The 17,623-nt window shown below is 72.6% G+C and carries 17 protein-coding genes; 6 read left to right on the forward strand and 11 right to left on the reverse strand.

Going from position 1 to position 17,623, the window contains the following annotated elements; translation table 11 throughout:
• Positions 1 to 75 precede the first annotated feature (75 nt).
• On the reverse strand, positions 76 to 477 hold the full coding sequence (locus LCN96_RS13085; RefSeq protein WP_225272866.1) for a hypothetical protein: 402 nt from the start codon (positions 475 to 477) through the stop codon (positions 76 to 78).
• 86 nt (positions 478 to 563) lie between these two features.
• Between LCN96_RS13085 and LCN96_RS13090 the strand changes: the two genes are divergently transcribed.
• A complete protein-coding gene (locus tag LCN96_RS13090) occupies positions 564 to 1,265 on the forward strand; it encodes a DNA alkylation repair protein (RefSeq protein ID WP_225272867.1) in 702 nt (233 codons plus the stop codon).
• An 87-nt stretch (positions 1,266 to 1,352) separates the two neighbouring features.
• On the opposite strand, the gene LCN96_RS13095 is transcribed toward LCN96_RS13090, so the two are convergent.
• A complete protein-coding gene (locus LCN96_RS13095; protein WP_225272868.1) occupies positions 1,353 to 2,120 on the reverse strand; it encodes a helix-turn-helix domain-containing protein in 768 nt (255 codons plus the stop codon).
• Between the two features lie 131 nt (positions 2,121 to 2,251).
• Between LCN96_RS13095 and LCN96_RS13100 the strand changes: the two genes are divergently transcribed.
• Entirely contained in the window at positions 2,252 to 2,803 is a 552-nt protein-coding gene (locus LCN96_RS13100) for a carboxymuconolactone decarboxylase family protein (protein WP_225272869.1), read from the forward strand.
• Between the two features lie 54 nt (positions 2,804 to 2,857).
• On the opposite strand, the gene LCN96_RS13105 is transcribed toward LCN96_RS13100, so the two are convergent.
• The 7 genes from LCN96_RS13105 to LCN96_RS13135 form a co-directional block, all read right to left on the reverse strand.
• Positions 2,858 to 3,769, reverse strand: a complete 912-nt coding sequence (locus tag LCN96_RS13105; protein ID WP_404823968.1) for an alpha/beta hydrolase family protein — start codon at positions 3,767 to 3,769, stop codon at positions 2,858 to 2,860.
• A gap of 76 nt (positions 3,770 to 3,845) precedes the next feature.
• Entirely contained in the window at positions 3,846 to 6,644 is a 2,799-nt protein-coding gene (locus tag LCN96_RS13110) for a helix-turn-helix transcriptional regulator (RefSeq protein ID WP_225272870.1), read from the reverse strand.
• Positions 6,645 to 6,811: 167 nt separating this feature from the next.
• Positions 6,812 to 7,789, reverse strand: a complete 978-nt coding sequence (locus LCN96_RS13115) for a branched-chain amino acid ABC transporter permease (RefSeq protein ID WP_225272871.1) — start codon at positions 7,787 to 7,789, stop codon at positions 6,812 to 6,814.
• The gene (locus LCN96_RS13120) at positions 7,786 to 8,646 is read right to left on the reverse strand and encodes a branched-chain amino acid ABC transporter permease (RefSeq protein WP_225272872.1); all 861 of its coding nucleotides are present in this window, start codon (positions 8,644 to 8,646) and stop codon (positions 7,786 to 7,788) included. Before LCN96_RS13120 ends, LCN96_RS13115 begins: the two co-directional genes overlap by 4 nt.
• 25 nt (positions 8,647 to 8,671) lie before the next feature.
• A complete protein-coding gene (locus LCN96_RS13125; RefSeq protein ID WP_225272873.1) occupies positions 8,672 to 9,331 on the reverse strand; it encodes an ABC transporter ATP-binding protein in 660 nt (219 codons plus the stop codon).
• On the reverse strand, positions 9,328 to 10,083 hold the full coding sequence (locus LCN96_RS13130) for an ABC transporter ATP-binding protein (RefSeq protein WP_225272874.1): 756 nt from the start codon (positions 10,081 to 10,083) through the stop codon (positions 9,328 to 9,330). The genes LCN96_RS13125 and LCN96_RS13130 overlap by 4 nt, the downstream gene beginning before the upstream one ends.
• A gap of 5 nt (positions 10,084 to 10,088) precedes the next feature.
• Positions 10,089 to 11,279 (reverse strand): ABC transporter substrate-binding protein, encoded by a 1,191-nt coding sequence (locus LCN96_RS13135; RefSeq protein ID WP_225272875.1) that lies wholly within the window; start codon positions 11,277 to 11,279, stop codon positions 10,089 to 10,091.
• 101 nt (positions 11,280 to 11,380) lie between these two features.
• Between LCN96_RS13135 and LCN96_RS13140 the strand changes: the two genes are divergently transcribed.
• The 3 genes from LCN96_RS13140 (at position 11,381) to LCN96_RS13150 (ending at position 14,798) form a co-directional block, all read left to right on the forward strand.
• Entirely contained in the window at positions 11,381 to 12,172 is a 792-nt protein-coding gene (locus LCN96_RS13140; protein WP_263657475.1) for a PaaX family transcriptional regulator, read from the forward strand.
• An 88-nt stretch (positions 12,173 to 12,260) separates the two neighbouring features.
• Positions 12,261 to 13,688 carry an acyl-CoA synthetase gene (locus tag LCN96_RS13145; protein ID WP_225272877.1) on the forward strand — a complete coding sequence of 476 codons (1,428 nt, stop codon included), beginning with the start codon at positions 12,261 to 12,263 and terminating at the stop codon, positions 13,686 to 13,688.
• A 6-nt stretch (positions 13,689 to 13,694) separates the two neighbouring features.
• Complete coding sequence (locus tag LCN96_RS13150) at positions 13,695 to 14,798, forward strand: 5-methyltetrahydropteroyltriglutamate--homocysteine S-methyltransferase (protein ID WP_225272878.1); 1,104 nt, start codon at positions 13,695 to 13,697, stop codon at positions 14,796 to 14,798.
• Here LCN96_RS13150 and LCN96_RS13155 read toward each other — a convergent pair.
• On the reverse strand, positions 14,780 to 15,562 hold the full coding sequence (locus tag LCN96_RS13155) for an alpha/beta hydrolase family protein (protein ID WP_225272879.1): 783 nt from the start codon (positions 15,560 to 15,562) through the stop codon (positions 14,780 to 14,782). The two genes, LCN96_RS13150 and LCN96_RS13155, sit on opposite strands and share 19 nt — an antisense overlap.
• Positions 15,563 to 15,630: 68 nt before the next feature.
• Between LCN96_RS13155 and LCN96_RS13160 the strand changes: the two genes are divergently transcribed.
• The gene (locus LCN96_RS13160; RefSeq protein WP_225272880.1) at positions 15,631 to 16,224 is read left to right on the forward strand and encodes a TetR/AcrR family transcriptional regulator; all 594 of its coding nucleotides are present in this window, start codon (positions 15,631 to 15,633) and stop codon (positions 16,222 to 16,224) included.
• 127 nt (positions 16,225 to 16,351) lie between these two features.
• Here LCN96_RS13160 and LCN96_RS13165 read toward each other — a convergent pair whose 3' ends face one another.
• Positions 16,352 to 17,569, reverse strand: a complete 1,218-nt coding sequence (locus tag LCN96_RS13165) for an epoxide hydrolase family protein (RefSeq protein WP_225272881.1) — start codon at positions 17,567 to 17,569, stop codon at positions 16,352 to 16,354.
• Positions 17,570 to 17,623: the final 54 nt, after the last annotated feature.

The raw sequence follows: 17,623 nt of genomic DNA on the forward strand, positions 1-17,623 counted from the left end.
ACGCGACGATCAGTGTTCATGTGGCTCATACGGCGTTCAAGATTGTCGAACGCCGGATGAGCGACCCGGTTCGGGTCACCACTCCCGCCACTCGTCGGTGATCTCGTGACGGGTCAGCCCGCGGCGGGCCGCCAGGGCGTCGACGTCGATGCCGGCCTCGACGATCGACTCCTCCAGGTAGGCGCAGAGCTGCTCGCGCTCCTCGGTCTCGTAGGCGGCCTCGCCGTGCTGCTCGTTGACGTGGTTGAGGGCGAGCACCACCCGCTGGACGACCGCGAGGACCTCCTCGTCGGAGGGCGCGGACAGCGCGGTGAGGTCGCTGTCGAAACGTGACAGGACCTCGTCCGTGCCGCGCAGCAGGGACTCGGGGAACAACTCCGCGGCATACGCCTCGGCGGGGTCGAGCTCGCCGCCGGCGACCAGGCGGGCGTCCTCGGCGACGCGCTCGCGCCAGCAGGTGGTGGGTCGAACGGCCATGCGCCGGACCCTAGCGAACGGCACCGTCAATTCCGCCGCCCGGCCGGACGCGTACGGAACTCGTCGTAGGCTGCATCACACGCCTGATGGACGGGAGGGCAGAAGTGGCCGGGACGACGCAGACCGAGACGGTCGCCGAGCTGATGGCCGAGCTGGCCGCGCTGGAGGACCCGAGGATCCGCGAGGTGAACGAGCGGCACGGCGACGATCACGGGGTGAACCTCGGCAAGCTGCGCGCCGTCGCCAAGCGGCTGAAGACGCAGCAGGACCTCGCGCGGCAGCTCTGGGAGACGGACGACACCGCGGCGCGGCTGCTGGCGCTGCTGATCTGCCGCCCCAAGGCGTTCGGCCGGGACGAGCTGGACACCATGGTGCGCCAGGCCCGCGCCCCCAAGGTGCACGACTGGCTCGTGAACTACGTGGTCAAGAAGAGCCCGCACGCCGAGGAGCTGCGGCTGGCCTGGTCCGCCGACCCGGACCCGGTGGTGGCGAGCGCCGGGTGGGCGCTGACCACCGAGCGCGTGACGAAGCGGCCCGAGGGCCTCGACCTCGCCGGGCTGCTCGACGTGATCGAGGCGGAGATGAAGGGCGCCCCCGACCGGCTGCAGTGGGCGATGAACCACTGCCTGGCCCAGATCGGGATCGACCACGCCGGCCACCGCGCCCGCGCGATCGGCATCGGGGAGCGGCTGGAGGTGCTCAAGGACTATCCGACCTCGCCGGGCTGCACATCGCCGTACGCACCCGTCTGGATCAACGAGATGGTGCGCCGCCAGGATCAGCGGTGAGGACGAACTCGACCTGGTGCAGCGGGTCGCCGTCACCGTAGTCGTAGGTGCGTACGGTGCCGGAGCGGCAGCGTCACGGTAGGCGGTTCACGCCCACCGGTGCCGCTCGGTTCCCTGGTCGGCGGGGTAGAAGCTCTCGATGCGCAGCTCCTGGGCCGTGATGTCCTGCGGGGTGCCCACGGTGGTGATCATCGAGAAGTAGCTGACGGTCAGGCCGTCCCTGGCGAAGGTCACCGGGACGACGGGCAGGAGCGGGGCCGTGCGGTCGGGGCCGCGCGGGACGGCGGGCAGGATCTCCTCCAGCAGAGCCCGCGTGGTGGCGTCCGGGATGCCGCCGACGGCCTCGCGGTGCACGCGCTGGATGAGGGCGGGGGCGACCTCGTCCCAGTTGGCGACGTGCGGGCGCAGCTCCCGGGGGTCGAACATGAGCCTGATCACGTTGGTGGAGGCGGTCGCGGGCGGGATGCCGCGCAACCAGGCGAACATCATCTCGGCGGAGCGGTTGACCTGGACGATGTCCCAGTGCCGGTCCATGACCACGGCCGGGTAGGGCTCGTGATGGCTCAGCACGCGCTCCAGCGCCGCCCGGACGGTGGCCATCGCGGGCTCGCTCATGGCGCTCTCCCGGTAGGTGGGGGCGTATCCGGCCGCCAGCAGCAGGTCGTTGCGCTCGCGGAGCGGGACCTGGAGCGCCCCCGCCAGCGTCATGATCCACTCGCGGCTGGGGGTGGACCGGCCGCTCTCGACGAAGCTGAGGTGGCGCGGCGAGACCTGGGCGTGGTGGGCCAGCGCGAGCTGGCTCATCCGCCGCACCCGCCGCCAGTGGCGCAGCAGCTCGCCCAACGGTGTGCTCACCCCCACAGTGAACGGCTTCCGGCGCCCCGGCGCACTTCCCCCGCAGGGAATTGGAACGCCGCACCGCGCGCCGGAGAGTGAGGGCTCCGGCCACGGGAGGAGCCCCTGGCCATCCCCATGGAGGTCACGAGATGACCGTCTTCACCGTGCACACCGTCGAATCGGCCCCCGAGGCGTCCAGGCAGCCGCTGGACGAGCTGCGGCAGCGGGTGGGGTTCGTGCCCAACCTGGCGGGCCACCTCGCCGGGTCCCCGGTCGCGATCGACGCGTTCAACCAGTTGCAGCGGGCGCTGCGGCACTCCACGCTCACCGCCGCCGAGCGGGAGGTGGTCGGGCTCACGGTCAGCGTGGCGAACCGGTGCGCGTGGTCCGTGGCGGCGCACACCGCGTTCGCCGAGGGGGCCGGCCTGGCGCCGGAGGTGATCGAGGCGCTGCGGGCCGGCAAGGACGACCTGACGGACGAGCGGGCCACCGCGCTGTGCGCCTTCACCAGGGCGGTCCTGCGGTCCGGCGGGCTGGTGGGGGAGGCGGAGCCGGCCGGGATGCTGGTGGCGGGGTTCTCCCCTGAGCAGGTGCTGGAGGTGATCACGCAGGCCGCGTTCACGTCCATGGCGAACTGGGTCGCGAACGTGATCGGCACGCCGCTCGACGCCGCGCTCGCGAGCAGGGCCTGGGAGGGGTGAGAGAAGGCCGATGGCGGCCGCGCGCCGCGGCCGCCATCGGGGAGTGTCAGGTGATCAGGAGCTGGGGCAGGTGTGGCGGTACTCCTCGATCGACAGCCCGCTGGGCGGCGGGCACAGGAACCGCTCGTAGCGGGTGTCGTCGTCGACGAACCGCTTGAGCCAGGCCACCATCGACTTGGCCATCGTGGTGTTGGTGGTCTGCGGGAAGAAGTGGCTGGCGTTGTTCAGCTCCAGGTACGCCTTCTCCGACGAGGACGGGATGCTGTTGTAGAACGGCTCCGAGTGGGTGGTGACGGAGGCGACGGAGTCGCTCTCACCACCGATGATCATCGTCGGCACCCGGATGCCCGACCACGACTTCGTCAGGTTCCAGGGCGCGAGCGGCACGGCCGCCTGCAGCGACGGGCGGTCGTCGGCCGCCTCCAGGGTGCCGCCACCGCCCATCGAGTGGCCGGCGACCGCGAGCCGCGACGGGTCGATGCGGCTGCGTACCGTCGTCGAGCTGTCCTCGACCAGGTAGTCGAGCGCGGCCAGGAGCTGGCGGCCCCGGCTGGCGGGCTGGTCGTAGATGCTGTTGGTCTCGATGCCGATCACGACGAAGCCGTGCGAGGCGATCCGCGGGCCGAGCCACGACAGGCTGGACCACCTGGCCGTGTACCCGGGCGAGATGGCGATCGCGCCGAACGTGCCCTGGCTGGTGTCGGTCGGGTAATAGATGGTGCCGCCGCCGAAGCCGGTCACGCTCAGCGAGGAGACGCTGGTCTGCGCGGTGCTGAACGGGCCGCGGCTGGCTTCGAGGATGGCGTCCGTGGGGTCGGGGCCCCGGTCGTACGGGCCCTGCGCCTGGGCGGGGGAGGCGGCCATCAGGGCGCCGCCGACCAGTGAGACGGTGAGGGCGAGCTTGGTCAACGTTCGCGCGCCGAACCGGGGGGTGGATAGCTGCACGTCGTCATACTCCCTGCTCATCGAGGGTGACTGCTGTCTGTCGCCATTGTTCGGATGCGCAGTCAGCCGTGCATCGGTGAAATCACCGGTCCTGTGTTCAGGACATGAGCCTTACCAGTTCGACGCGGGAGCGGATGCCGAGCCGGCTGAAGATGTTCCTGAGGTGGTGCTCGACGGTGCGGCGGCTGAGGAAGAGCTGCTCGGCCACCTCCTTGTTGGTGGCGCCCTCGGCGACCATGCGGGCGATCTGCAGCTGCTGCGCCGTGAGCTGGCCCGTCGTCACGTCCAGCACCGGGCGCACGGGGTCGCCGGAGGCCCGCAGCTCGGTCCTGGCCTGCTCGGTCCACAGGCGCGCGCCGTACCGCTCGAACGTCTCCAGCGCAGAGTGCAGGTGCGTCCTGGCCGCCCCCGGCCGCCGGTCGCGCCGCAGCGCGCTGCCGTAAAGCAGTCTGGTACGGGCCGCCTCGAACTCGTACACGCCCTGCCCGTGCAGGTCGAGCGCCTCCCTGAACAGCTCCTCCGCCTCGCCCGGTGGCGCCAGCAGCGCCCGGCAGCGGGACACCAGCGCCCGCAGGCCGGGGCTGCGCGTGCTGCCCACCCAGCGCTCCAGCACCCGCAGCGCCGACCCGGCCGCCTCGTGGTCGCCGGTACGCGCGCACGCCTCGATGAAGTGCGGCGTGGCCATGACCCTGATGACCACGTGGTTGCTGTTGCGCCGCTCGGCACGCAGCCGGTTGGCCGCGTCGGCGGGGCGGCCCGCGGCCAGGTCGAGGTAGGCCAGCGCCCAGTTGCCGATCGCGCCCGCCACGGCCAGGTCGTGCGCGTCGGCCAGGTCGATGGCGGCGTCGGCGCGCACCCGGCAGGTGTCCTGGTCGCCCTCGACGGCCGCCGTGATCGCCAGCCAGGCCAGGTGCTGGGCGGCCGTGTTGAGCTGGCCGGTCTCCTGTGCCAGGCGCAGGCCCTGGGCGGCGGTGGTGGCGACGGCGGCGTACCGGCCCATCCAGATCTCCGGGTAGATCATGTACTCCAGGAGCTGCGGCATGGCCGAGACCGCGCCGCGCACGCGGGCCGCCTCGATGGCGCGCGCCGACAGGCGGTGCGCGGTGGCGTCCTCGCCGAGCAGCATGCTGGCCACGCACGCCCACACCAGCACGGCGGGATCGCGCACGGAGCCGGCCAGCTCGACCACCCGCCGCAGCGGCGCCGCCGCCTCTTGGTGGGAGCCGCTGAAGGTGGAGGCCATGCCGGCCAGGTACTCGAACATGAGCTGCGTCGGCACCGTCTCGTCGGGGCGGCGCAGCGCGGCGGCCTGGCGGGCGATCGCGATGAACGCGCGGTTGTCGCCCGCCCGGTAACTGGCGTCGGCGGCCCGGACCAGCGCGCGCACGCCCAGCATGCGGTGGCTCTCCAGCAGCCAGGTCGCCGCCGAGAGCAGCTCCTCGCGGGCGCTGCCCGTCTCGCCGCCGAGCAGCTCCAGGCTGCCGTGCAGGAGCTGGACGTGGGCGCGCAGCTCGTCGGGGGCCGCGAGGCTGCGCAGCCTGGCCAGCAGGGAGCGGGCGACCTGGGGGCGGCCCGCCACCCAGGCGTACCGGGCGGCGGCGGCCAGGCGCTCGGCCTTGGCGGGGTGGTGTGGGTCGGTGAGCTCGGCGGCGCGTTCCAGGGCCAGGTACGGCTCGGGGTGCGTGTGCGCGGGGTGGGCGTCGAGGGCGGCGGCGGCCAGGTCGTCGGCGAGGGCGGCGGGCGGGCCGTCGAGGGCGCAGGCCCGGTGCCAGGCGTGGCGCAGACGGTGCGAATCGCCCCTCGGCCCGCCGTCCCCGAGGAGGCCTGTCGGCCCGCCGTCCCCGAGGAGGCCCGCCTGCTCATCGTTCCCCAGCAGGCTCGCCAGGAGGCGGTGGCTGCTGCGGCGCCGCAGGAGGGACGCGCCGTAGTAGACCACGCCGCGCACGGCCGGGTCGCGGAAGTCGTAGCGGTCACCCACGGAGTGCAGGACGCCCGCCCGCTCGGCCGGCTCCAGCACCGTGAGCGCGCACGAGGGCCGGGCCGCCCGGATCAGCGTGGGCAGGTCGAGCCCGGGATCGGCGGCGATCAGCAGGAGCAGCCGCTGCGCCTCGGCGGGCAGCGCGGCCAGCAGGCTCGTGTGCTCGCGCCACAACCGCCCGCCCTTCGGCAGCGTCACGGGCGGCGCGGCCAGGCCGGCGAGCTGGTCGGGGGTGAGCGAGGCGATCAGCTCGGCCAGCGCGAGCGGGTTGCCCCTGGCGATCTGGTCCAGCGCCGCCAGCAGGTCCTCGGCCACCTTCCCCGCCGCCAGATCGCCTGCCAGCTCCCGTACGGCGGCCGCGTCCAGCCCGCCCAGCACCCGCACGGGCACGCCCTCCGGCGACCGCGCGGCCTCCCTGGCGGTGAACAGCAGCGCCACCGCCTCCCCTGTCACCCGCCTGGCCGCGAACGACAGCACCTCCCTGCTGTCGGTGTCCAGCAGGTCCACGTCGTCCACGCAGGCCAGCACCGGCTGCTCGGCGGCCACCGCCGACAGCAGGCCCAGCACGGCCGCGGGCAACGTCAGCCCGCCGGCCCCGGTGCCGGACTCCAGCGCCGACATCAGTGCGCGTGCCTGCGCGCCGGGCAGCGAGGCGGCGCCCGCGGCGACGGGCCGCAGCAGGCCGTGCAGCCCGGCGTACGGCAGCCGCGACTCCGACTCCACCCCCGAGACGCGCAGGACACGGAAGCCGGGGGCGGCGTGCGCGATGGCCAGGTCCAGCAGCGCCGTCTTGCCCATGCCGGGCGCGCCCACCAGGAGCAGCGCTCCGCCGGAGCCGGCGCGGGCGTGGTCGAGCAGCCGCAGCAGGGCGCGTTCTTCCTCGCCGCGCCCGCGTAAGAGAGGCTTGTCGGAGGACACGTCGCCAGTGTTACGCGCGGATGTCAGGACTGAAAGAGGACGTTCGTAAGAGACCGGTGATTTCACCGATACCCCGGCGGTGGCGGCTCGTTCCCGCGTGCGCGGCCGTACGACCACGGGCGCAGCGCGGCCCGGCGCGCCAGCACCCGACATCACGGTGGCCGAGCTCAGGGCCTGACCCCGACGCGTCTCCTGGACAGCCGGTCGGAGACGGCCGGTACGAGCCCCTGCGGCATGAACAGCACCACCCCGATCAGCACGAGCGCGTACACCGCGTACGACAGCACGCTCGGCGCGTAGGTCGGCATGCCAGGCAACGCCGCCAGCAGGTCCAGCCCCTGCACGAGCAGCGTGATGGCGGTGGCTCCCACCACCGCGCCCCAGATCGTCCCGAGCCCGCCGACCACCGCCATCACGATGTACTGGATCGAGAGCAGCACGGGGAACGACGTCGGCGCGACGTATCCGGTGTAGAAGCAGTAGATCCCCCCGGCCAGCCCCGCGAACGTGGCCGACAGGGCGAAGACGACCAGCTTGTACCGGCCCACCGGGATGCCGGACGAGGCCGCCGCGATCTCGCTGGTCGCCAGGGCGCGCAGGGCGCGGCCCGGGCGGGAGGTGATCACGTTGTGCGTGACCAGCATGACCAGGGCCAGCCCCGCCCACGTCAGGTACGCGTACACCGACGCGCTCGTGGCCACGAACGAACCGGCGCCGAACTGCGGGATGCCCTGCAGCCCGATGTCCCCGCCGGTGAACTCCAGCTGCCCCGCCAGGGACAGCAGGATGAGCTGCATGGCCAGGGTGGCGAAGGCCAGGTGGTGGCCGCGCAGCCGCAGCAGCGGGACGCCGATGACGAGGGCGGACAGCGCGGCGGCCACGGGCGCGGCCACCAGGCCCACCAGCGGGGGAGCGCCGTTCAGCGCCAGCAGGGCCGCGGTGTAGGCGCCGATGGCGTAGAAGGCGCCCTGGCCCAGCGACACCTGCCCGGCGTACCCCATGAGCAGCGACACCCCGACCGTCACCATGGCGGCCAGGCCGAGCAGGATGTAGACGGCCAGCGCGCTGTCGTCGAGCACGGCCGGCAGGACGAGCGTCACGACGGCGACCAGCAGCCCGGCCGCGAGCCCCAGCCGCCTGCTCATGTGGACTCCTGGGAGATGGCCGGGCGGCGGCCCGCCTGCACGATCATGACGACGAGCATGAGTCCCAGCGCGACCTCCAGCTGGTGCGAGCCGTAGCCGTAGCCGGCGGCCATGGTCTCGGCCACGCCCAGCAGCAGCGCGCCGACGAGCGTGATCACGGGACGGGTGAGCGCGCCGAAGACGGCGGCGGCGAAGCCGTTGACGATGAGCGTGACGTCGGTGTCGAACGAGATCGGCCGCAGCGGCGTGACCAGCACCCCGGCGACGCCGCCGAGCAGCCCGCCCAGCGCGAACGCCAGCAGCCCCATCCGCCGGGTGTCGATGCCGACGACGCGGGCGGCGTACGGGTTGGAGGCGCACGCGGTCAGCGCCTTGCCCAGGTAGGTGCGCCCGAAGAAGAGTGCGAGCAGCACGAACGTGCCCGCGGCCACGCCGATGACCAGCAGGTGCTGCGTCTGGATGCGCGCCCCCGCCAGCGTCACCGAGCCGGCCAGGCCGGGCGCCGAGCGCGGCTGGTCGCCCCAGAGCACGATCTCCACCGCGTACGCGAGCACGCCCACGCCCAGCGTGACGATCAGCGACGACAGCGGCGTGGTGCCCGGCTTGCCGATGGCGGCCAGCCCGGTCAGCAGGCCCGCCACCGCCGCCGCCAGGACGGCGGCCACCTCGCTGACCCCGTGCGGCAAGCCCAGCCCGAGCAGGGAGGACGTGCACAGCCCCGCGACGACGGCGAAGGTGCCCTGCGCGAAGTTCACCACGCCGGTGACGCGGTGGATGACGACCAGGCCGCTGGCGATGAGCGCGATGGCGGAGCCGACCGCGAGCCCGTTGAGGAGGTAGGTGAGGAATGCGCTCACGCCCTGGCCGCCCCTTCGCCGCCGCTCATGTGATCGCCCCGCCCAGGTACGCGCTGGCCACCCGCGGGTCGTCGGCCAGCTCGGCGCTCTCGCCCTCGGTCACGATCCGCCCGGCCTCCAGGACGTAGGCCCGCCGGCACAGCTCGAAGGCCAGCCGCGCGTTCTGCTCGATGAGCAGCACGGTCAGCCCCCGGGACCGGTTCAGCTCGGCCAGGTGCTCGGCCAGGTCGGCGGTGACGTTGGGGGCCAGGCCGAGTGACAGCTCGTCCACGACCAGCGCGTCCGGCTGCGCCATCATGGCCCGGCCGAAGGCCACCATCTGCTGCTCGCCCCCGGACAGCACCCCGGCCCGGCGCGAGGACAGCTCGGCCAGGCGGGGGAGCAGCTCGTACACGGGGGAGGGGTCGCGCCGCCCGGAGCGCCAGCCGCCCAGCGCCAGGTTGTCGGCGACGGACAGGTCGGGGAAGAGCTGGCGGCCCTCGGGGATCAGCGCCAGCCGCCCGCCGATCCGGACCGTGCCCGAGGCGGGCCTGAGCAGCCCGGCCAGGGTGTCGGCCAGCGTCGACTTGCCGGCGCCGTTGGGGCCGAGCAGGGCCACCATCTCGCCCTTGCCGACGGTGAGCGTGACGTGCTCCAGCGCGGTGGCGGTGCCGTACGAGACCACCAGGTCCTGGACCTCGATCATGAGGCCTGTCCGAGATAGGCGGCCAGCACCAGCGGGTCGGCGCGCACCTCGGCCGGCGGGCCGTCGGCGATGACCTGCCCCAGGTCGAGCACCACGACGCGGTCGGCCAGCCGGGTCACGAACGCCACGTCGTGCTCGATGAGCAGGATCGTCAGGCCGTCCGCCCGCAGCTCCTCCACCAGCCTCGCCAGCCGCTCGCGCTCCTCGCCGCGCAGCCCGGACGCGGGCTCGTCGAGCAGCAGCAGCCGGGGCCGCGCGCACAGGGCGCGGGCCAGTTGCAGCGCCCGCTGCTGGCCGATCGGCAGCCGGTCGGCCGGCCGGTCGGCCCACTCCGCGAGCCCCACGCGCTCCAGGGCGGTGGCGGCCTCGGCGGCGATCTCGCGCTCGTCGGCCCGGTGCCGGGGCAGCCGCAGCGCGGCCGAGCCGAACCCGGCCCGGGTGCGCCCGTGCGCCCCCACCATGACGTTCTCCTCGACCGTCATGCCGCGGAACACCCTGGCCGCCTGGAAGACGATCGACATGCCGAGCCGGGCCCTGCGGTGCGGCGCGAGCCGGTCCACCCGCTGACCGAGGAAGGAGATGCGGCCGTGGTCGGCCGTCAGGTGCCCGGTGATCAGGTTGAACAAGGTGGACTTGCCGGCGCCGTTCGGGCCGATCACGCCGCAGACCTCGCCGTCCGCGACGCTCAGCGAGACGTCGCGGACGGCGTAGACGCCCCCGAAGGAGCGGGAGACCCCGGTGACGGTCAGCACGCGCCCTACCCCTGCGCGTTCACGGTCTTGGTGAGCTGCTCCTTGGCCCATTCGGTGGGAACGAACTGGCCGTTCTGCACCGTGTTCACCGAGATGTACTCGGGCGACAGGCCGGAGTGGTCGGTGGCGGAGTAGCGGAAGCGGCCGTTCGGGGTGATCAGGTCCATGGCCTCCAGCGCCTTCTGGACCTTGGCCTTGTCGGTGCTGTTCGCCTTCCTGATCGCCTCGAACAGCAGCAGCGAGGCGCTGTAGCCGTCCTGGGCGAACTGGGGCGGCGGGTAGCCGTGCTTCTGCTCGTACGGCGTCGCCATCTGGTCGATGACCTGCTTCTGCTTGCCGTCGGGCAGGTGGTCGCCGACCACGCCGATCGCGCTCTGCACGGTCATGCCCTCGGCCTGCGCGCCCATCGGCTCCAGCCACAGCTTGCTGGCCTGCGAGGCGGTCAGGAACAGCGGCGTCTTGAGCCCCGAGGCCACGTACTGCTTGGCCGCCGTCACGCCCGGCGCGCCCGAGCCCCAGAACACCAGCGCCTCGGCCTTGGAGTCGCGCACGTGCGTGAACATCGCGCTGAAGTCGGAGGTGGTGGTCTCGTACGGCTCGTCCACGGCGATCGTCACGCCGTACTTCGGAGCCAGCTCGACCATCGACTTGTGGCCGGAGACGGAGTACGCGCTCTTGGAGTCCCACGCCACGGCGATCGTCTTGATGCCCTCGGCCTGGATGTACTGCAGGTAGCGCTCGGCGTACATGCTGGACAGGGCGGGGGTGACGAAGATGTAGGACTTGATCGGCTCGACCTGCTCCTGCGCCGGTGCCAGCGACAGGTAGGGCATCATGTCGCGCTGCGCGAGCGGCTCGACCGCCAGCGCCGAGTTGGAGAACACCGGCCCGATGAGCGCGTCGATCTCGCCCTTGATCTGGTTGTAGGCCACGATGCCCTGGTCGGGAGCCGTCTTGTCGTCCCGCGTGATCAGCTCCACCTTGCGGCCCAGCAGGCCGCCCTGTGCGTTGACCTGCTCGACGGCCAGCTCGACGGCCTTCTTGTCCTCGCTGCCGAGCGGGGTGTAGTTGCCGGTGAGGGAGACGATGAGCCCCACCTTGATGGGATCCGCCTGGCCACCGCTCGACCCGCCCCCGCCGCCGCAGGCCGTCGCGGCCAACAACAGGCAGACCAGGGACGGAAGAAACCTGCGCATCAGGACCTCCTGGGCCGGTGGCCCCAAAAGTAGGCAGGTACATTACGGCTGTCAATAGAGTGCCTAATTTCCGGAGACAAGCTGTTATGCGGCCTCAATCGGTGATTCTCACCTTCCTCGGGGACCACGTGTACGGGCGCGGATTCTGTGTTTCCTCGCGGAGTTTCATCGAGGCGTTCGGCAAGGTGGGGATCTCGGAGGAGGCCACCCGCTCCACGCTGACCCGGATGGTGCGCCGCGGGCTGCTGCGCCGGCAGCGCTGCGGCCGGCGCATGTTCTTCGGCCTCACCCCGACCAGCGCCGAGGTGCTCAAGGACGGCGAGCGGCGGCTGTGGCACAGCGGCGTGGTCAACGACGCCGACGAGGACAGGTGGACGCTGATCGGCTTCTCGCTGCCCGAGTCGTGGCAGCGGCAGCGGCACGAGCTGCGCTCGCGGCTGGTCTGGGCCGGGTTCGGGCCGTTGCAGAACGGGTTGTGGATCGCTCCAGGCGAGGTGGACGCCACCGGCGTGGTCGAGGACCTGGGCGCCAACGTCCGCGTCTTCGCCGCCGAGCCGCGCCGGCCCACCGACATGCAGACCCTGGTGGGGGAGGCGTACGACCTGGCCGGGCTGGGCGAGCAGTACCGGGCGTTCCTGCGCCGCTGGGACCGGGCGGACCCGGCGCCGGAGGCGCCCGACGACCTGGGCCGGTCGCTGATGCTGCTCACCGGCTGGCTGCAGATCATCAGGGCCGACCCGCGGCTGCCGCTGCGCTACCTGCCGGACGACTGGCCCGCCGAGAAGGCACAGCGGGTCTGCCACGCGCTGCACGAGCGGTTCAGGCCGCAGGCGGAGCGGATCGTGGCGGAGCTGCTCGACACGGTTCCCGATGAAAGTTCGGCAGAACCGTGACAGCCATCGCAAATTGGCCTAATTTGGGGTCCGGGAGTCGCCGATGCGTAATCAGGGGATTGGCTCGTGGCCGGCACGCAGGGCACGCATGACGCCCGACGCCGTCGCGCTGTCGTACAAGGGAGATCACTACACCTATCGTGACCTGCGCGATCGCGTGAACAGGCTGGCCAGTGCGCTCGGCGTGCGGCGCGGCGACCGGGTCGCGTTCCTCGGGGCCAACCAGCCCGCGATGGTGGAGACGCTCTTCGCGGCGGGGCTGCTGGGGGCCGTGTTCGTGCCGCTCAACACCCGGCTGACCGGGCCGGAGCTGCGCTACATCCTGGAGGACGCCGATCCGGCGCTGCTCGTGCTGGGCGAGGAGCGCGACGGCGAGGGGCTGCCGGGGCGCCACCTGCGGGCCGCCGACTACGAGGCCCTGCTCGCCTCCGGCTCGCCCGAGCCGATCGACGAGCCGGTGAGCCAGGACGACGTGTGCCTGATCATGTACACCTCGGGCACCACGGGCCGGCCCAAGGGCGCCATGCTCACTCACGGCAACCTCACCTGGAACACGGTCAACCTGCTCGTGGACGTCCCGCTGCGCCACGACGAGGTGGCGCTGATCGCCGCGCCCCTGTTCCACATCGCGGCCATGGGGCAGGCGCTGATCCCGACCGTGCTCAAGGGCGGGCGGGCGGTGCTGGAGCCGGCGTTCGACGTGGCGCGTGTCTTCGACCTGATCGAGGCGGAGCGGGTGACGCTGATCGCCGGGGTGCCGACCATGTTCCAGTTCCTCGCGGGCTCGTCGCGCTGGGTCGAAGCCGACCTGTCGAGCCTGCGGCACCTGCTGTGCGGGGGAGCGCCGGTGCCCGAGCCGCTGATCCAGGCCTACCAGGAGCGCGGGCTGACGTTCATGCAGGGGTACGGCATGACGGAGACCGCGCCCGGCGCCCTGTTCCTCGGCGCCGACCGCGTCACCAGCAAGGCCGGCACGGCCGGGGTGCCGTGCTTCTTCTCCGACGTGCGGCTGGTGGCGCCCGACGGCTCGCCCGCCGCACCGGGTCAGCCCGGCGAGCTGTACGTGCAGGGCCCCAACGTGATGCCCGGCTACTGGCGGCGCCCGGAGGCGAGCGCCGAGGTGCTGTCGGCGGACGGGTGGTTCCGCTCGGGCGACATCGGCGTGGCCGACGAGGACGGGTACGTGCGCATCTCCGACCGTGTCAAGGACATGATCATCTCTGGTGGGGAGAACATCTACCCCGCCGAGGTGGAGAGCGTGTTGTACGAGCACACCGCGGTCGCCGAGTGCGCGGTGATCGGCGTGCCGGACGAGCGATGGGGCGAGGTGGGCAAGGCGCTGATCGTGCTGCGGCCCGGCGCGACGGCCTCGCCGGAGGAGCTGCTGAAGCACCTCGACGGCCGCCTGGCCCGCTACAAGGTCCCCAAACACGTGCACTTCGTGGCCGAACTGCCCAAGAACGCGGCGGGCAAGCTCCTCAAGGCCCCGCTGAGAAAGCTCTACGGACAAGGATGATCCATCATGCGTACCTCACCGCCCTTCCGTGCCGACCACGTCGGCAGCCTGCTCCGCCCCGCCGAGCTGCTGCACGCCCGCCAGACCCTCACCGGTGACGCGCTGCGCGAGGCCGAGGACGCGGCGATCAGGGACGTGGTGCGCAAACAGCGGGACGCGGGCCTGCAGAGCGCGACCGACGGCGAGTACCGCCGGGCCTCCTGGCACATGGACTTCATCTACCAGCTCGACGGCGTCGGCCAGGCCGACGACGAGCACATCACGGTGCGCTTCCACAACGCGGAGGGGGACCTGGAGTACACCCCCGCCGCGCTGCGCGTGCACGACCGGATCCGGCTGCGCGAGCCGATCTTCGCCGACGACTTCATGTTCCTGCGCGAGACCGTCTCCGGCGGGGTCACGCCCAAGCTGACCATCCCGTCGCCCAGCATGGTGCACTACCGGGGCGGGCCCGCCGCGATCGATCCCCAGGTGTACCCGGACGTGGAGGAGTTCTGGCGCGACCTGAGCGCCGCCTACGCCGAGCAGGTACGCAGGATCGGCGCGCTGGGGTGCACGTACCTGCAGTTCGACGACACCAGCCTGGCCTACCTGAACGACCCGTCGCAGCGGGCCGAGCTGGCCGAGCGCGGCGACGACGCCGACCACCTGCACCTGCGCTACATCAAGCAGATCAACGCCGCGCTCGCCGCCAAGCCCGCCGGCATGACGATCACCACGCACATGTGCCGGGGGAACTTCCGCTCCTCCTGGGTCGCCTCGGGCGGCTACGACTTCGTGGCCGAGGCGCTGTTCAACGAGCTGAAGGTGGACGGCTTCTTCCTGGAGTTCGACGACGAGCGGTCGGGCGGCTTCGAGCCGCTGCGGTTCGTGCCGCCGGGCAAGATGGTGGTGCTCGGGCTGGTCACGACCAAGCGGGGCGAGCTGGAGTCGAAGGACGCGCTCAAGCGGCGGATCGACGAGGCGGCCAAGTTCGTCGACCTGGATCAGCTCTGCCTGTCGCCGCAGTGCGGCTTCTCCTCCACGGTGGAGGGGAACGCGCTGACGGAGGAGCAGCAGTTCGCCAAGATCCGGCTGATCGTCGAGACGGCTCAGGAGGTCTGGGGCTGAAGCACCCCGTCGAGGAACCCCCTGACGGTCTCGGCGAGCGGCTGCCGGTGGTCGGACAGCGCGTGGTCGGTGGGCCACTCGCGCTGTTCGGCCCCCCGGTAGGCCGCCACCAGCGGCCGGTGGTGCAGCCGCGCCGGTGACACCGGGTCGTCGGGGCTGCCGATCAGCAGGACCGGCCGACCGGCGAGCCGGGGCGCCAGGCCGGCCAGGCTCCACCGCTCGCCCGCCCGCTCCATCTCCGCCACCAGCGCCTCGCCACTCGTCCCGCGCAGGGGCAGCAGGTCCTCCCCGAACGCCTCGACGTACCGGGCGCGGCTCGCGGCGTCGAGCGAGCGGGCCACCGCGCCGAAGTCGAACCCCGCCACCGACACGACGGCGGCGACGGACGGGTCGGCGGCGGCGGTCATCAGCGCGGCGAATCCGCCCGCGCTGTGCCCGAACAACGCCAGCCGCCCGGGGTCGAGCCGGTGCGCGGCGGCGAACTGCTCGGCGCGCACGGCACGGGCCACGGCGGCGGCGTCCTCCAGCACGTTCGCCCACGACCAGGTGCCGCCCATGCCCCAGGAGCCCCGGTAGTGGAAGGCGACGGCGGCGTAACCCGCCGAGCGCAGCGCCTGGGCCACGTCCAGATTGCGCTCGTTGCCCGGGAAACCCTGCAAGAAGAGCACGACGGGGTGCGGCCCCGGCCCGGACGGCAGGTGCAGCAGCCCGGCGAGGGGCACACCGCCGCTCTCGAACGTCACGGCGGGGGTGGCTGCGCGCATGATGATCCTCCCTAGATCGAACCGATCGGTACGATAGCAGGGATCGAACCGCTGAGTACCATCTAGGGGTGCCAGTACCGAAGGGAAGCACCCTGGACCCCGAGCGGACCCGGGCGACGATCATCGAGACGGTCATGCCGATCCTGTACGAGCGCGGCCTCGACGGCGTCGGCGTGGCGGAGCTGTGCGCCGTCACCGGGGTGTCGAAGGAGACGCTCTACCGGCACTTCGGCTCCAAGGAGGGGCTGATCGAGGCGGTGCTGGAGGCGCGCAGCGAGCGCGTGACCCGCTGGCTGCGCACGGCCGCGGAGTCGGCCGGCGAGGAGCCCGCCGACCAGCTCGCCGCCGTGTTCGACGCCCTGCTGGAGTGGCACGGCGAGCCCGGCTTCCGCGGCTGCGCGCTGCTCAACGCCGCCGCCCAGCACCACGACGCGCCCGAGCTGGACCTGGTGGGGCGGCACCTCGAACGCCGGCTGGCGCTGCTCACCGAGATCGCCACGAGGGCGGGGGCGGGCGATCCGGGGGCGCTGGCCCGCCAGTGGCTCGTCCTGGTGACCGGCTGCACCGTCGTCGCCGATCAGCATCCGGGCACGCGCGACGCCGCGCGGCTCGCCCGCGAGGCCGCGCTCGCCCTGCTGACGGCGGCCCGGGCCGGCGCTTAGCCGGCGAGCGGGAAGTGGTGCGGCACCTCCCGAGCCCGGAGCTTCGGGAGATGCCGCCGATCAGCGGGCGCGACCGGCCGGCGGCGGGGCCCCGCGCCCGTCGCCGCTCGCTCGCGCGCCGGTCCGGTCACCGCATGGCGCGGAAGCCGTCGCGCAGCTCGCGGGTGAGCAGCCGCGGCTGCTCCCAGGCCGCGAAGTGCCCGCCCTCGTCCAGGCGGTTGTAGTGGACGAGCCGGGGATAGGCCTGCTCAGTCCAGCTCTTCGGGGCCTGGTAGAGCTCGTCGGGGAAGACGCTCACGGCGACGGGGATCGACACGCCCTTGACCGCGAAGAACGGGACGGTGTTCTCCGCGTAGAGCCGCGCCGCGGAGATCGCCGTCCTGGTCAGCCAGAAGTGTGTGATGTTGTCGAGGACGTCGTCGCGCGTCAGGCCCACGGCCTCGCCGGCGAAGCTGCGGGAGATCAGGTCCAGGCTGGCCGCGTCATGGTCGAGCATGAACGCCGCGAGCCCCACGGGCGAGTCCATGAGCCCCGTCAGCGTCTGCGGGCGCGTGGCCATCATGAGGGCGTAGGCGACGTGCTTCCAGAAGAAGTCGAGCTGCTCGCAGGTGCGCAGCTCCTCCTGTGACAGGCCGGGCGGCAGGGACGCCAGGGCGTTGCCGGCGCCGGTGATGTCGCCCTGGAACAGCTTGTCGATCTCGGGCGGGACGACGCCGGGCATGTTGGTGTGGATGCCGAGCAGCCCGTCCGGCTCGTCGGCCGCCATCAGGTCCACGACGAGCGCGCCCCAGTCGCCGCCCTGGGCCACGAACCGCTGGTAGCCCAGGCGCCTCATCAGCTCCGGATAGGCGCGGGCGATGCGCGCCGGGCCCCAGCCGGGCGTCGCGGGCTTGCCTGAGAACCCGTAGCCGGGCATGGACGGGATCACCACGTGGAAGGCGTCCGCCGCGGTGCCGCCGTGCGCCGTCGGATCGGTGAGCGGCTCGATGAGCTTGAGCTGTTCGATGACCGAGCCGGGCCACCCGTGGCAGACGATCAGCGGCAGGGCGTTCTCGTGCTTGGAGCGGACGTGGATAAAGTGGATGTCCAGCCCGTCGATCTCGGTGACGAAGTTCGGCAGCGCGCCGAGCCTCGCCTCGCACCTGCGCCAGTCGTACTCGTCGGCCCAGTAGCGGGCGAGCTCCTGGACGGTCGCGAGCTGCACGCCCTGCGACTGGTCGGCGACGGTCTCCCTCTCCGGCCAGCGGGTCGCCGCGATGCGAGCGCGCAGGTCCTGGAGCTCGCGCTCGGGGACGACGGGGATCGTGAAGGGGCGGATCGCGGCGGACCCGGTCGTGACAGACATGGATGTCTCCTCGGTCGGCAGGCGGCCCTGTGCCGCCTGGCCCGATGACGATCC

This window comes from Nonomuraea gerenzanensis (assembly GCF_020215645.1).
Taxonomy (GTDB): Bacteria; Actinomycetota; Actinomycetes; order Streptosporangiales; family Streptosporangiaceae; genus Nonomuraea; species Nonomuraea gerenzanensis.